Genomic DNA, 14,322 nt, shown 5'->3' with positions numbered 1-14,322 from the left:
ACATGGCGCTTCTGGACCTCCAGGGCCTGGAGATGGCTCCGGCCGACCGCACGGGTGGCGGTAGCCGGGCGAGCCTGCTGCTCTGCGGCGACAGCTCGCTCTCCGTCACGACCTGCAACTGATCCGCCGCACAAGCGAGGCCCTGGGTGGGCAGACGTGCCCACCCAGGGCAGTCGCGTACCAACGGGAGGACCGATGCCGACGTTCGCCGCGGGGGACCGGTTGCTGTGGCGGACGGTCCGAGCGGGCGGCGGCTGGACCGGTGGGCTCGCGGCGGTCGCGCTGCTCGGCGCGGCCGCCGAACTGTTGCTACCCGCGGCTCTCGGCCGCGCCGTCGACGCCGCCCTCGCCGGCGGCTCCGGCTGGTGGGCGGTGTCCGCCGGTGGCCTGGTCGTCGTCCTCGTCTGCGTCGACACCCTCACGGATCTGACCAGCGGATTCGGCGCGGCACGCGCCACCGCCGGGCTGCGCCGGCACCTGCTGCGGCACGTGTTCGCGTTGGATGTCCGCGCCACCCGCCGCCATCCCGTAGGTGATCTCGTCGGCCGGTTGGTCGGCCAGGCCGCCGACGCGGGACAGGCTGGCAACGCCGTGGTGCTGGCCGTCGTGGCGGTGCTGCCACCGCTGGGCAGCGTCGTCGCCCTCGCCCTCATCGAACCGGTCCTCGGGGTCACCCTGCTCGCCGGTCTCGTCCTGCTCGCCGTCCTCATGCGCGCCTTCGTGGCCGACGCCTCGGCTGCGACCGCCGCGTACCAGCGGGTGCTCGGCACCATCGCCGGCCGGCTGCTGGAGTCGCTGACCGGTGCCCGGACCATCGCCGCCGCCGCCACCACCCACCGCGAGGAGGACCGCGTGCTGGCGGCCCTGCCGGAGCTGGGCCGGCACGGCCGGCGCGGTTGGGACCTGTTGGCCCGGGCGAGTGCGCGCACCTCCGCCGTGGCGCCGCTGCTGAACCTGAGCGTCATCGCGGTCGGCGGGTACGCGCTCACGGCGGGCTGGCTCACGCCGGGCCAACTGGTCGCCGCGGTCCGCTACGCGGCCATGGGCGCTGGGCTCGGCGCGGTGCTCGCCACCCTCAACCACCTGGTCCGCAGCCGCGCCGGGGCACACCGGCTCGCCGAACTGCTGCACCAGCCGGCCACGTCGGCCGGCGACCGGCCCCTTGCACCCGGCGGAGGCGCCCTGCGACTGCGCGGGGTACGCGTGCACGCCGACGACGGCCGGCCCATCCTGGACGGCATCGACCTGGACGTACCGGCCGGCGCGACGGTGGCTGTCGTCGGAGCCTCCGGTGCCGGCAAGTCGACACTGGCGGCCGTCGCCGGACGGCTGTACGACCCCGACGCCGGTGAGGTGCGACTCGACGGCGTACCGCTGCGCGACCTCGACGGGTCGGCACTGCGCCGAGCCGTCGGCTACGCCTTCGACCGGCCGGTGCTGATCGGCGCGACGGTCCACGACGCGATCGGGTTGGCGCTGCCGGTCGACGCGGCGGCACCACCGGCCGACCCGAGCCCGGCCACACCGGCGGTCCTGCGGGCGGCCCGCCTGGCGGCGGTCGCCGACGTGATCGACCGGCTGCCCGACGGCTACCGCACCCCGCTGGTGGACACACCGCTCTCCGGAGGCGAGGCCCAACGCCTCGGCCTGGCTCGGGCGTTCGCCGCCGAGCGGCTGCTCATCCTGGACGACGCGACGTCCAGCCTGGACACCGCGACCGAACACCGGATCACCCAGGCGGTGCTCGGGCGGGCCGGCGAGCGTACCCGACTGGTGGTCACCCACCGGCCGGCGGCGGCCGCGGCGGCCGACCTCGTGGCCTGGCTGGACGGCGGTCGGCTGCGCGGCCTGGCACCGCACCGGCGGCTCTGGGCCGACCCGGACTACCGGGCCGTCTTCCAGCCGGCCGGCGGTGGGCCGTGAGCCGTCTGAGCGTACGGCGGGTGACCTGGCGGGCACTGCGAGCCCGGCGGGGTGCTCTCGTCCGGCTCTGCGGCTGGTCGCTCGTCGAGTCGCTGCCCGCCCTGCTCGCCGGCCTCCTGGTCGCCCGCGCCGTCGACGAGGGTTTTCTGGCCGGACGTCTTTTCAACGGCCTGGCGTGGTTGGGCGCGCTCGCCGTGGCCGTCCTGGTCGGCGCGGCGGCGACCGGTCGGACGTACCGGAGCCTCGGTGCCGTGGTCGAGCCGTTCCGCGACGACGTGGCCGCCCAGGTGGTCCGGGGTGCGCTGCGCGACGCCACCCGGGCGGGCGGTCGTCCGGACAGCGCCGCGGTGACCCGGCTGACCCACCAGATGGAGATCGTCCGCGACACCTTCGCCGGTCTGCTCATGGTGACCCGCGGTTTCCTCTTCTCCGCCGGTGCGGCCCTGCTCGGCCTCCTCGCCCTGGCACCGGTGGTGGCGGCGCTGGCCGCCGCGCCGCTGGTCGCCGGCTTGGCCGTGTTCCTCGCCGCGCTGCCGGCGATGGTCGCGCACCAGCGCGCGTACGTCCGGGCCGGTGAGCACCTCGGCCAGTCGGCGGGGGCCGCCCTGGCCGGTCACCGCGACGTGGTGGCCTGCGGCGCCCAGGCACGCGTGACGGCGGACGTGGAACGCCGAGTGTCCGCGCAGGCCGCCGCCGAACGCACCCTCGCCCGGATGGCGGCGATCCGCAGCCTCAGCCTCGGCATCGGTGGCTGGCTGCCGCTTGTGGTGCTGCTCGTGGCCGCGCCGTGGCTGGTCGAGCGCGGGTTGACCGCGGGCGCGGTGCTGGGCGCGCTGATCTACGTCTCCACCGGTCTGCAACCCGCCCTGCACACCCTGGTGCAGGGCCTCGGCGGCGGCGGGCTGCGGTATGCGGTCACCCTGGAGAACATCCTGCGTGCCTATCCGGGGCCCACCGCCCCCCGCCCGCCGGCCCCCGCCACCCGGGCACCCCGACCGCCAACCGGGCCGGTCGGCCGCTCACCGGCCGTCGAGGTCCGGGGGCTGACCTTCGGGTACGGCCCGCGCGCCCGGCCCGTGCTCCGGAACTTCTCGCTGACACTGGCCGAGGGGGAGCACCTCGCCGTGGTGGGCCCGAGTGGAGCGGGCAAGTCCACACTGGCCACCCTGCTGGCCGGGCTGGTGCCGCCGCAGACCGGCACGGTCCACCTGGCCGGCGCGACGGTCGCCGACGCCGAGCCGTCCGCCCTGGGCGAGATGCGGGTGCTGGTGCCCCAGGAGGCGTACGTCTTCACCGGCAGCCTCGCCGACAACCTGCGCTACCTGCGGCCGGACGCCGACGACCACACGCTGGAGGCCACCCTCGACGCGCTCGGTGCGCGTCCCCTGGCGACCCGCCTGGGAGGCCTGGCCGCGCCGGTCGTGCCGGCTCTGCTCTCCGCCGGCGAGCGGCAGCTCATCGCGGCGGTCCGGGCCTGGCTGGCACCCGCCCCGCTGGTGATCCTGGACGAGGCGACCTGCCACCTGAACCCGGCGCTGGAGGCGACAGTCGAGGACGCCTTCGCCCGGCGGCCCGGCAGTCTCGTGGTGATCGCGCACCGGATCAGCTCCGCGCTGCGGGCCGATCGGATGCTGGTCCTCGACGGCGACGAGGCCGTCCTCGGGACGCACCGGGAGTTGCTGGCCCGCTCGGCCACCTACCGCATGCTCGTCGGCTGCTGGGACGACCCGGTGGTGCCGTCCCGGGCGGCGTCGGCCCGGCGGCGGGGCTGAACCCCGCGCACCAGGGCCGACGGCACCGGTCAGATCCAGCCGGCCTCGCCGGCCATCCGCACGGCCTCCACCCGGGTACGCGCGCCCACCTTGCGGGCGATCCGACCGAGGTGGTTGCGGACGGTGCCACGGCTGAGCCCGAGTGACGCCGCCACCTCCGCGACCGGCGCACCCGCCGCGGTCAGCCTCAACACCTCCGTCTCCCGGCTGGTCAGTGGGCCGTCCGACTGCAGTGCCGCGACGACGAGGTCCGCGTCGAGCACGGGCTCCCGCCGGGCGAGCCGGCGGATCCCGTCGATGACGCGTTGGGGGGCGGCGTCGCTGCGCAGGATGCCGACCGTCCGGGTCGGGTTGAGCATGCCGCGCAGCCGCCGGGCCCGATGGGGGTGGGCCAGCACCAGGACGGGGCACGGGTCGAGGCGACCCGAATCGACGTCCTCGACGAGGTCGAGGTCGGCCACCACCACGTCGGGTCGTTGGGCGCGGACAGCCGCGGAGACCGCGTCGCCGCGATCCACCTCCGCCACGACATGGATGTCCTCCTCGGCGGCGAGGACGAACGACAGCGCGCCCAACACCAGGGCGCCGTCCAGGGCGAGCAGGGTACGGATCACGACGAACCTTCCCGCACTCCGATGACGATCACTCAACGTCAACATTCAAACACGACTCGGCTGGGTCCGCACGGCGACGGGAGGCGGGCCCGGACGCCTTCGCCGGACCCGCCACCACGGCTACAACCAGCCGTTACGCCGCGCGCGCCACACCGCCTCCAGGCGGTTGCGGGCTCCGGTCTTCCGTAGGATCACCGACAGATGGTTGCGCACAGTGCCGTGTGCCAGGTAAAGACGGACGGCGATCTCCTTCAGGGGCAGACCCTCGGCGGCCATCCGCAACACGTCCATCTCCCGAGGTGTCAACGGGATCTCCGGAGGGCTCAGCACCGCCACCGCCGCGGCCGGGTCGATCGCCCGTTCCCCGGCCGCGAGCGCGCGGATCGCCCGTACCAACTCCGTCAGAGAGCTGTCCTTGCCGACCAGGCCGCGCGCCCCGGCCGCCAGCGCGGCCTCCACCAGGGTCGGGCTCCACCGGGGGCTCATCGCCAGCACGGCCGCGTGCGGCGCCTCCGCGTTGATCCGGGCGACCACCTCCACCGGGTCGGACGACTCGGGTGTCAGCGCCAACACCACCACCTGGGGTCGGTACCGCCGGACCGCCGTCAACAACTCGCCGACACCCTCGACGTCGGCGACCACCTCCATGTCCTCCTCACGTGACAGCGCGGCGCAGAGCGCACCACGCAGCAAACCCATGTCTTCGGCGACGACAACGTGGATCACCACGTTTCTCCGATCTCAGGTACGCGGCACGACGGCCACCGGTCCCGGAACATCCACGGGTTGGTCGGGGCGCTCGTGCGCGACGGACGGGATAGGCACCGCCCCGTGGCACCGTCACGGCGGACGGGCGCGGGGCCCTGTCGACCGAGCCGGGTGGAGTTGGCCGTGTGTGCCAGCCACCCGGGTCGGTCGACCCGCCTCAGCCCGGCCGGGCGATCCCGGACGGAGTGTGGCCCTCGACGAGAAGCGGCAGGAGATGGCAGGGCTGCGCGACACCGAGGTGCGACTGCCGGTCGGCCGCCCGGACCAGCCCCGGCCCCGGCGTCGATCCATCGTCGACACCGGCGGCGTCCTGGTCGACGGGCGCGACGGGTCCGCCCGGTGGGTCGGCAGCCGCGAGCACCGGACCCGGACGCGCGGCGAGGTGCCGGGTCGAGGCCGTCGGGCGCGTGCATTCGGCGACGGACACCCGCGGCGGCGCGGCGGGGGTCAGCACCGCCGTGACGGATACCGGCACCAACGCCGGGTCCGCCGGGCCCGTCGGGTCCGCCGGTGGCGCTGGTGGCGTCGGTACGGTCGGCGCGGGTGTCGGGTCGGCCACCGGCACGGCGGGCGGCCCGAGTGCTCGGCGAGCGGGTGGTGGTGGTGCCGCCGGAACGACCACCGCGTCGAGAACGGGCGCCAGAACGGCGTCGGTGACACCGAGGAGTGCCAGGACGACCGGCCGGATCGGCACGATCTCGACGACGTGCGGCAGTGCGACACTCGCGGTGTCGACGACGTGCGGCAGCGTGGCGTTCGCGATGTCGACGACGGGCGGCAGCGTGGCGTTCGCGGTGTCGATGACGGGCGACAGCGTGGCGTTCGCGATGTCGATGACGTGCGGCAGGGTGGCGGTGATCAGCGGGGCGGTGGCCCGGTCCGTCGCGGGTGGGTCGGCCGGCCCGTGCGCCGCGGGTGCGGTGCTGGCCGCTTGTCGTGGTGGAGCAGCGGCCGGTCGCGACGGGTGGGCGGGGGAGGCGGGCCGGAGCCGTTCGCGCTTTCCCGCACCGGTTGGGTCGACCCGGGGCGGCGACACGAGCGCCGGTGACGCGCCCTTCGGCGGTCGAGGCGGCGTCGAGGAGGTGGCGTCGCGGGGGGCGACGGCGGCGGCGATGGTCCCTGCCAGCGGGGTGTCGGGGTGCCCGTCGCGGCGGGCGTCGGCACCGGTGGGGCGTTGACGGTGCGGGTCGGGGAGCCGTGCGACCGTGAGCCGCGTGACCGGCTCGACCAGGCCGCCGATCCGCGCCTGAGGGTCGTCTCCGGCGCCGCCGCGTATCCCGCCGGCGGCGGCCGGCCCGTCGAACAGGGCGGCCAGGAGGAAACCGGCCCCGACGGCAGCCGCGAACAGCACCATCAGCCGGGCGAGCCTGCGGAGTCGGCCGGCCGCAGGCGGCGCGGGTCGACCCGGCGTAGACGTCGGCGCGGTTCCGTTGACGGGACTTCGCACGCGGGCACGACCCCCTTCCGTCTGGATTGCTGACCCATAGTAGCGATGCGCTCACATATCCGCATCTGTTGATGTGTGCATGTGTTGGCCGGGTGCGACCACCGGCCGGCGCGGTGTCCGCCGTCCCGCTGCGCTGGCCTGGGGAACGGGTGTACGGACCAGGTGCGCCGGGCGCGCCGTCGCCGCTGCGTTCGCCGCCGGTTCCGCCCGCCGGTACGCTGCATCGGCGGCCCCAGCCACCTCCTCGCACACGGTGAGCACCGTTACCGAGCGACGCACCACCCAGTCATCCCCGTAACCGCAGACGAGAGGCGGACCACGACGTGACGGCGGTACCAGGCCAGCTGTCCTCGACCGCGGATTCGGCGGGCGCCGGGCCGGGAGCGGCGGAGGAGGATCTGCGGGCGTTGTTCGGGCAGTCCACCGCGGTCTTCGCCTCGCTGGCCGGCCCGGAGCATCTGGTGGAGACGGCGAATCCGGCGTTCTTCGCCACCATCGGCGAAGAACGGGCCCGCACCGGCGTCGCCCTCGTGGACCTGATGCCCGAGCTGGCCGGTCAGGGCTTCATCACCCTGCTGGACCAGGTCTACCGCACGGGTGAGCCGTACACCGGCGGCGACGTCCGGGTCATCCTGGGGACCGGCCCGCAGGCGCGGGAGGCATACTTCGACTTCACCTACGAGCCGCGCCGGGACGCCGCCGGTCAGGTCTGCGGGATCCGGGTGCTCGGCGTGGAGACCACCCAGGTCAAGCAGGCGCAACGGCTGATGGCCGAACACCGCGCCCTGTTGGAGCAGATCGCCCGTCAGGCGCCCCTGGCCGAGGTGCTCGACGGGATGGCCCGCTGCATCGAGAATCTCGCACCGCAGGAAGTGCTCGTCTCCGTTCTCCTCGCCGATGCCGACGGTCGGCACCTGCGCCACGGCGCCGCACCCAGCCTTCCCGCCTTCTACAACGAGGCCATCGACGGGATCGCCACCGGCGAGGGCGTCGGCTCCTGTGGCACCGCCGCCCACCGGCGGCAACCGGTGATCGTCACCGACATCAGCACCGACCCGTTCTGGGACGACTTCCGGCACCTGGCCGATCAGGCCGGCGTGTCGGCCTGTTGGTCCACCCCGATCCTGGCCCGCGACGGCGGCCTCCTGGGCACCTTCGCCATGTACCACCGCACTCCGCGGGCTCCGCAGGACTCCGACCTCGCCCTCGCCCGGGTCTTCGCCGGCACCGCCGCCCTGGCGATCGAGTGTCACCACAGCGAGCAGGCACGCCGGGCCGCCGAAGCACGTGCCCGGTCAGCCCATGACGAGCTGGCCAGGGTGGTACGCGTGGAACGGGAGCTGCGCGCCGAGGCCGAGCAGCGCGCCGCGGCCGCCGCGGAACTCGCCGCCCGGATGCGCGCCGCCGCGGCCGCGCAGGCCGCGATGCCGCACCCGGAGCACTGCGAACTCGGTGGCGCCCTGGGATGCACCGCCCCGGCCGAGATCAAGATCGCCGATTCGTGGGGCGACGCGGCGTGGGGCTGCTCCGCCCACGTCGAGGAGGCCATCCTCAACGTACGGTCGGTGTTCATCGCCAGCGAAGAGCTCGGCGGTCTGGCCGCCTACCTCAGGCGCTAGGTGTTCTGTCGCACGGCTCCTTCGCGCAGCAGCGGCAGGAGCTGCGTACCCTGGCGTTTGATCTCCGGTAGGTAGGGCGTGTCGGAGAGTACGAAGTGTCTGATGCCGAGATCTTCGTACCTGCGCAGTGATCGCGCCACGTCCTCGGCCGAGCCCACCAACCAGGTGGTGCCGGCCCCGCCGCCGCCATACCTGCCGGGTGCGGTGTAGAGGTTGTCGTCGAGCACGTCGCCGCGCGCGGCGAGGTCGAGCAACCGCCGCTGCCCGACGGCGGCCTGCCAGTGCGGGTTGCGCTCGATGCCGCCGGCGCGGCGTGCCAGCTGGGCAACCTTCGCCTCGGCGTCGGCCCACGCCTGCTCGGTGGTGTCCCGGACCAGGGTGGTGACCCGCAACCCGAACTCCAGTGGGGCGTGCTCGCGCCCCAGCTTCTCGCTGAGCTGCCGCAGCCGCTCGATCCGCTCGGCCACGCCGTCGAGTGGCTCGCCCCAGAAGAGCTGGACGTCGGCCTCGGTGGCTGCCACCTCCTCGGCGGCGGCCGAGGCGCCACCGAAGTACAGGCGCGGGTGCGTGCGCTCGCCCCGGACCACCGGTCGGAGCGCCAGGGTGGAGTCGGTGACGCCGAAGTGCTCGCCGCGGTAGGTGACGGCGTCCTCGGCCCACAACCGGCGCACGAGCTGGATGAACTCTCTGGTCCGGGCGTAGCGGGCGGCCTGGTCGCCGTCGGTGTCACCGTACGCCGCCAGGTTGTCCTTGCCCGACACGATGTTGATCAGCACCCGCCCCTCGCTGAGGTGGTCCAGCGTCGCGGCGGCCGACGCGAAGTTGGCCGGCCGCCAGTAGCCGGGCCGGATCGCGATCAGTGGCTGGAACGTCGTCGTACGGGCGGCGAGCGCGGCGGCGACCGTGAAGGTGTCGGGGCGTCCCCAGCCGGTGCCGATGAGGGCGCCGGACCACCCGTGCCGCTCAAGAGCCTCGGCGTGGCCGGTGAGGGTGTCGAGGCTGTTGTGCTGCTGGACGACGTCGTCGCCGCGGTGGCCCGGCTCGACCTGGTTGGGGATGTACCAGAGGAACTCCGAACTCATCAGCCGTTCCTCCCGCCGCGACGCCGGTGGGCCGGGTCGCTCAGCGACGGCGGTTGGTATCCGGCGTCGGCGGGGTTCAGCGTGGTGCCCGGCGGGACGATGGCGTCGATGCGGTCCAGCACGTCGCGGGACAGGCTCACCTTGGCGGCGCCGAGCTGTGACTCCAGGTGGGTCAGCGTGCGCGGGCCGATGATCGCCGACGTGACGGCCGGGTGCTCCAGGACGAACGCGATCGCCAGGTGGATCAGGGACAACCCGGCCTCGTCGGCGAGGGCGGCCAGCTCGTCGACGACGGCGAGCTTGGCGGCGTTGGCTGGCCACGACGGGTCGAACCGGGCGGGCAACCGGTCGGCCCGGCGGGAGATCGGCGCGTCGAGCCCGCCGTGGTAGCGCCCGGAGAGCCAACCGCCGGCCAGTGGGCTCCACGGCAGCACCGCCAGCTCGTAGCGCTGCGCCACCGGCAGCACCTCGCGTTCGATCCCGCGGGCCAGGATCGAGTACGGCGGCTGCTCGCTGACCACCCGCTCCCGGCCGCGCCGCTGCGCGACCCACTGACCCTCCACGATGGCCGACGGCTCGAACGTGGAGGTGCCGAGGTAGCGGATCTTGCCCTGGCGGACCAGGTCGGTGAGCGCGCCCAGGGTCTCGTCGAAGTCGGTGTCCGGCTCCGGCCGGTGCACCTGGTAGAGGTCGATCCAGTCGGTGCCGAGCCGGCGCAGGCTGTTCTCCACGGCTCGGAAGATCCAGCGGCGGGAGTTGCCCCGGTGCTGCGGGTTGTCGCCCACCTGGCCGTGGAACTTGGTGGCGAGGAAGACCTCGTCGCGACGCCCGCCGGCGAGGGCCTTGCCGACGATCTCCTCCGACTCGCCGTGTGAGTAGACGTCTGCGGTGTCGATGGCGTTGATGCCCGCGTCGAGCGCCCGGTGGATGATCCGGATGCCGTCCTCGTGGTCGGGGTTGCCCCGTTCGCCGAAGTTCATCGCACCCAGCGTCAGCGAGCTGATTCGTACGCCGGTGCGCCCGAAGGGTCGTTGGTCGACCATGGTTCGTCCTCCTGGTGGTCAGTGGGAAGCGGCGGCGAGCCGCCGAGCGGACTGGTTGGCCGGGCGGGGCAGCCCGTAGTGGTCGCGCAGGGTGGTCCCGGTGTACTCGGTGCGGAACAGCCCTCGGCGCTGGAGGATCGGCACCACGTGGTCGACGAACGTCTCCAGCCCGGACGGCAGCACCGGCGGCATGATGTTGAAGCCGTCGGCGGCGCCGCTGCGGTACCACTCCTCGATGGCGTCGGCGACCTGCTCCGGCGTGCCGGCGAAGGTGCGGTGCCCGCGTCCGCCACCGAGCCGGCCGATGAGCTGGCGTACGGTCAGGCGTTCCCGCCGGGCCAGGGTGACGATGAGCGTGTACCTGCTCTTCGCGCCCTGGATCTCGTCCTCGCTGGGCAGGTCGGCGGGCAGCTCCTTGTCCAGGTCGAGGTCTTCCGGGGAGACCCGCAGCGTGGTGGCGAGCTGGGCGCGCGCGTACTCCGGTTTGATCAACCGATCCAGCTCCTCCTCCAGCGCGCGGGCCTCGGCCTCGGTGGCGCCGACCGCCGGCACGATGCCGGGCAGGATCTTGACCGAGTCCGGGTCGCGCCCGAACTGCGCGGCACGCCGCTTGAGGTCGCGATAGAACTCCTGCGCCTCGCCGAGCGTCTGCTGCGCGGTGAAGACGGCCTCGGCGTACCGGGCGGCCAACTCCTTGCCGTCCTCGGACGACCCGGCCTGCACCAGCAGTGGGTAGCCCTGCGGCGAGCGCGGAACGTTGAGCGCGCCGGCCACCCGGAAGTGCCGCCCGACGTGGCCGGGCGGGTAGACCAGGTTGTCGTCGCCCCACCGGCCGGCGTCCTTGTCGCCGAGTGGCGCCTCGTCGTCCCAGCTGTCCCAGAGCTTCAGCGAGACCTCGATGAACTCGGCGGCCCGCTCGTACCGGTCCCGGTGGGCGGGCAGCTCGTCCAGGTTGAAGTTGCGGGCCGCGTCCACGCCGGCCGTGGTGACGATGTTCCAGCCGGCCCGACCGCCGCTGATGTGGTCCAGCGACGCGAACCGCCGGGCCAGGTTGAACGGCTCGTTGTACGTCGTCGAGGCGGTCGCGATGAGCCCGATGTGCCGGGTCGCGCCGGCCAGTGCGGTGAGCAGCACCGTTGGTTCGAGCGTGCCCGCCGGCCGTCGGCCGATGCTGTTCCAGAGCACCGGGCTGTCGGCGAGGAAGAGCGAGTCGAGCTTGCCCCGCTCGGCGATGCGCGCCAGGCGCGTGAAGTGCGCGACGTCGGTCTGGGCGAACGGATCGCTCTCCGGCAGCCGCCAGGCGGCCTCGTGGTGGCCGACGCCCATCAGGAACGCGTTGAGGTGCAGCATGGTCATCCTTCCGTCTGCTCGACGCCGAGCGCGCGCAGCAGGGTTTCGCGGTACGCGAGGAATTGCGGCTGCCGGTACGAGCGTGGCGCCGGCAGGTCGATGGCGAGGTCGACCGCGATCCGGCCCGCGTCGAGCAGCAGGACCCGGTCGGCCAGGGTGATGGCCTCGTCGACGTCGTGGGTGACGAGCAGGACCGTGGGCCGGTGCCGGGCGCACAGCTCACGCAGCAGGCCGTGCATGCGCAGGCGGGTCAGCGCGTCCAGCGCGCCGAACGGCTCGTCGGCGAGCAGCAGCTCCGGCTCGGACACCAGTGCCCGGGCCAGCGCCACCCGTTGCTGCTCGCCACCGGACAGCTCGTTGGGCCAGGCCCGCTCCCGCCCGGCCAGGCCGACCTCGGCGAGTGCCGCACGGCCGCGCTGGAAGGCGTCCGGCCCGCGCAGGCCGAGCACGACGTTGTCCAGCACCCGTTGCCAGGGCAGCAGCCGGGCGTCCTGGAAGACGACCGAGGAGTTCTCCGGTACGTCGATCAGGCCGGAGCCGGTGGCGTCGCCGTCCAGGCCGGCGAGCGCACGCAGCAGGGTGCTCTTGCCCGAGCCACTGCGGCCCAGTAGCGCGACGAACTCGCCCGCGCCGAACTCCAGGTCGAACCCGTCCAGGACGGCCCGGTCCCCGAAGCCGCGGACCAGTCCCTCGATCCGGACGGTACGGGTGGCGGTCAGTCCGCCATGGTGCGTCGCCACGACAGTGCCCTCCTCTGCGCAAGCCGGACGGCACCGTCGGACAGCAGCCCGAGCAGCCCGTACAGCACGAGTCCGACGATGATCACGTCGGTCTGGCCGTACTCCCGGGCCAGTTCCATCATGTAGCCGATGCCGCTCGTCGAGTTGATCTGCTCGACGACCACCAGGGACAGCCATGCCCCGACCACCGCGAACCGCATGCCGAGCAGGAAGCCGGGCAGCGCTCCGGGCAGCACGATCCGGTGGATGAAGGTCGTCCGCCGCAGGCGCAGCGACTCGCCCAGCTCGACGTACCGGCTGTCGATGGTGCGCAGCCCGTTGTGGGTATGGATGTAGACGGGGACGAAGACGCCGAGCGTGATGGTGATGACCTTCATCTGCTCGCCGATGCCGAACCAGAGGACGAGCAGCGGGATCAGCGCGAGGGCGGGGATGGCCCGCTTGATCTGGATCGGTCCGTCGAGGATGGCCTCACCCCACCGGCTCAGACCCGCGAGCAGGGCCAGCACGATGCCGACGACGGTGCCGATGGCGAGGCCCAGGCCGGCCCGTTGGGCCGAGATGGCCAGGTTGTCCTGCAGTCGGCCGTCCGCGATGAGGTCACCCGCCGTCGTCACCACGGTCCAGGGCGCCGACAGGGTACGCGGGTCGATCCAGCCGCCCGCCGAGCCGGCCGCCCACACCGCCAGCAGCAACAACGGACCGATCGCCGACCCGAAGGGGATGGGTCGACCCGGCTTCAGCCGGCGCCGTGGACGCCTGGCGGGAACGGTGGCGGCCGGCCGGGGCCGGGTCAGTGCCGAGACGCTCACTTGGCGCCTCCCGCGGTCAGCGCCTGCGCGCCCACGGCTTCGTACCGCCGGTCGTAGAGGTCCTCGGCCTTGAGGGGCTTGTTGCCCGTCTCCTTGGCCAGCAGATCGATGGTCTCCTGGTGCCGGCCGATGGCCTCCGTCCAGCTGGACGGGATGTCGGCCACGCCGCCGTTCTCGACCAGCCACCTGCCGTCGTCGGTGGTCAGGCCCTGGTCCTTGACGTAATACCGCTCGATCCACTCGTCCGGGTTGGCCTCGCGCCATCGCCAGGCCCGCGCCCACGCCTGCACGTACTCGCGGATCGCCGCCGCCTTGGCCGGATCGCCGAGCACGGTGACGGGCGCGTACAGGTGACCGGGGTCGTCGCGCAGTCCGTGCGAGATCAGTGTCGCGCCGTCGCGGCCGTACTTGCTCTCGTAGCGTTTGATCTGCACGCCGCCGATCGGCGCCACCTCGACCTGGCGGCTGGCGAGCGCTGTCCCGTAGACGTCGCCGGTGCTCGGCAGCTCGACCAGCTTGACGTCCTTCTTGCTGAGGCCGGCCTTGTGGAGTACCCGCAGGATCAGCGCGCCCTGCGCCTGCCCCGGGCTGTACGCGATCTTCTTCCCACGCAGGTCGGCGAGGGTGGCGACCGTGACGCCGGGTGCGATGCCGAGCCGGTAGATGGCGTGGTTGAGCGGGTCCTGGCGGTACTTCGAGGCGACGATCTTCGTGGGGATGCCGGTCCAGTGCGAGTGGATCGGGGGGATGTCCGCCACCGAGCCGAGATCCACCGCCTTCGCGCGGAAAGCCTCCAGGGTCTGTGGGCCGCCGCTGATGTTCGCCCACTCCACGGTGAAGGACAGCTTCTCCGCCTCCCCGGAGAACTCGATCGCCTTCTGGTGCTCCTTGTCCCCGATGACGAGCTTGGTGCCCTTCGGTACGGCCTCCGGCAGTGGCTCGCCGGCGGCCAGGGCCACGGGGGGTGTCTCGTCGCCGGCGCAGGCGGTCAGGCCCAGCGTGACCGCGCCGAGGGTGGCGGACAGGAAGGCCCGTCGACCCAGGAGGGATGGTGATGTCACGTATGACTCCTTCGTGGCTGGTTGCGGGACGGGGCAGCACCCCACGTGGTCGGGGCGGCGCCGTCGCCGGGACTGCCGACCAGCGGCTCGG

13 protein-coding genes are annotated in these 14,322 nt (G+C 73.5%); 4 read left to right on the top strand and 9 right to left on the bottom strand.

The features are described from left to right. The first annotated feature begins 2 nt into the window (after positions 1 to 2). From AB0B57_RS26385 to AB0B57_RS26375, 3 genes are all read left to right on the top strand, one after another. Entirely contained in the window at positions 3 to 122 is a 120-nt protein-coding gene (locus tag AB0B57_RS26385) for a SapB/AmfS family lanthipeptide (RefSeq protein ID WP_013734295.1), read from the top strand. A 73-nt stretch (positions 123 to 195) separates the two neighbouring features. Beyond that, positions 196 to 1,923: an ABC transporter ATP-binding protein gene (locus AB0B57_RS26380; protein WP_357075174.1), complete on the top strand. Its 1,728-nt coding sequence runs from the start codon at positions 196 to 198 to the stop codon at positions 1,921 to 1,923. Then, the gene (locus AB0B57_RS26375; protein ID WP_357075171.1) at positions 1,920 to 3,695 is read left to right on the top strand and encodes an ATP-binding cassette domain-containing protein; all 1,776 of its coding nucleotides are present in this window, start codon (positions 1,920 to 1,922) and stop codon (positions 3,693 to 3,695) included. The genes AB0B57_RS26380 and AB0B57_RS26375 overlap by 4 nt, the downstream gene beginning before the upstream one ends. Positions 3,696 to 3,724: 29 nt before the next feature. On the opposite strand, the gene AB0B57_RS26370 is transcribed toward AB0B57_RS26375, so the two are convergent. The 3 genes from AB0B57_RS26370 to AB0B57_RS26360 form a co-directional block, all read right to left on the bottom strand. Further along, positions 3,725 to 4,309: a response regulator transcription factor gene (locus AB0B57_RS26370; RefSeq protein ID WP_357075167.1), complete on the bottom strand. Its 585-nt coding sequence runs from the start codon at positions 4,307 to 4,309 to the stop codon at positions 3,725 to 3,727. Between the two features lie 120 nt (positions 4,310 to 4,429). Further along, entirely contained in the window at positions 4,430 to 5,035 is a 606-nt protein-coding gene (locus tag AB0B57_RS26365; protein ID WP_357075164.1) for a response regulator transcription factor, read from the bottom strand. A gap of 199 nt (positions 5,036 to 5,234) precedes the next feature. Continuing rightward, the gene (locus tag AB0B57_RS26360; RefSeq protein WP_357075161.1) at positions 5,235 to 6,431 is read right to left on the bottom strand and encodes a hypothetical protein; all 1,197 of its coding nucleotides are present in this window, start codon (positions 6,429 to 6,431) and stop codon (positions 5,235 to 5,237) included. Between the two features lie 416 nt (positions 6,432 to 6,847). On the opposite strand from AB0B57_RS26360, the gene AB0B57_RS26355 reads away from it, so the two are divergent. Beyond that, on the top strand, positions 6,848 to 8,143 hold the full coding sequence (locus tag AB0B57_RS26355; RefSeq protein WP_357075158.1) for a GAF domain-containing protein: 1,296 nt from the start codon (positions 6,848 to 6,850) through the stop codon (positions 8,141 to 8,143). On the opposite strand, the gene AB0B57_RS26350 is transcribed toward AB0B57_RS26355, so the two are convergent. Genes AB0B57_RS26350 through AB0B57_RS26325 form a run of 6 tightly spaced genes read right to left on the bottom strand, consistent with a single transcriptional unit; the run spans position 8,140 to position 14,231 of the window. Then, complete coding sequence (locus AB0B57_RS26350) at positions 8,140 to 9,225, bottom strand: LLM class flavin-dependent oxidoreductase (RefSeq protein WP_357075155.1); 1,086 nt, start codon at positions 9,223 to 9,225, stop codon at positions 8,140 to 8,142. The two genes, AB0B57_RS26355 and AB0B57_RS26350, sit on opposite strands and share 4 nt — an antisense overlap. Continuing rightward, a complete protein-coding gene (locus AB0B57_RS26345; protein WP_357075152.1) occupies positions 9,225 to 10,268 on the bottom strand; it encodes an aldo/keto reductase in 1,044 nt (347 codons plus the stop codon). Before AB0B57_RS26345 ends, AB0B57_RS26350 begins: the two co-directional genes overlap by 1 nt. 18 nt (positions 10,269 to 10,286) lie before the next feature. Continuing rightward, positions 10,287 to 11,624, bottom strand: a complete 1,338-nt coding sequence (locus tag AB0B57_RS26340) for an LLM class flavin-dependent oxidoreductase (RefSeq protein WP_357075149.1) — start codon at positions 11,622 to 11,624, stop codon at positions 10,287 to 10,289. Beyond that, the gene (locus tag AB0B57_RS26335) at positions 11,621 to 12,304 is read right to left on the bottom strand and encodes an ABC transporter ATP-binding protein (protein ID WP_357075253.1); all 684 of its coding nucleotides are present in this window, start codon (positions 12,302 to 12,304) and stop codon (positions 11,621 to 11,623) included. Before AB0B57_RS26335 ends, AB0B57_RS26340 begins: the two co-directional genes overlap by 4 nt. A 29-nt stretch (positions 12,305 to 12,333) precedes the next feature. Continuing rightward, positions 12,334 to 13,170 carry an ABC transporter permease gene (locus tag AB0B57_RS26330; protein ID WP_357075146.1) on the bottom strand — a complete coding sequence of 279 codons (837 nt, stop codon included), beginning with the start codon at positions 13,168 to 13,170 and terminating at the stop codon, positions 12,334 to 12,336. Beyond that, positions 13,167 to 14,231, bottom strand: coding sequence for an ABC transporter substrate-binding protein (locus AB0B57_RS26325; protein ID WP_357075143.1), 1,065 nt, complete (start codon positions 14,229 to 14,231; stop codon positions 13,167 to 13,169). The genes AB0B57_RS26330 and AB0B57_RS26325 overlap by 4 nt, the downstream gene beginning before the upstream one ends. Positions 14,232 to 14,322: the final 91 nt, after the last annotated feature.

This window comes from Micromonospora sp. NPDC049101, assembly GCF_040648675.1.
Lineage (GTDB): Bacteria > Actinomycetota > Actinomycetes > Mycobacteriales > Micromonosporaceae > Micromonospora.
The sequence above is the reverse complement of the archived record's forward strand: the minus strand, read 5'-3'. Positions and strand labels throughout refer to the sequence as shown.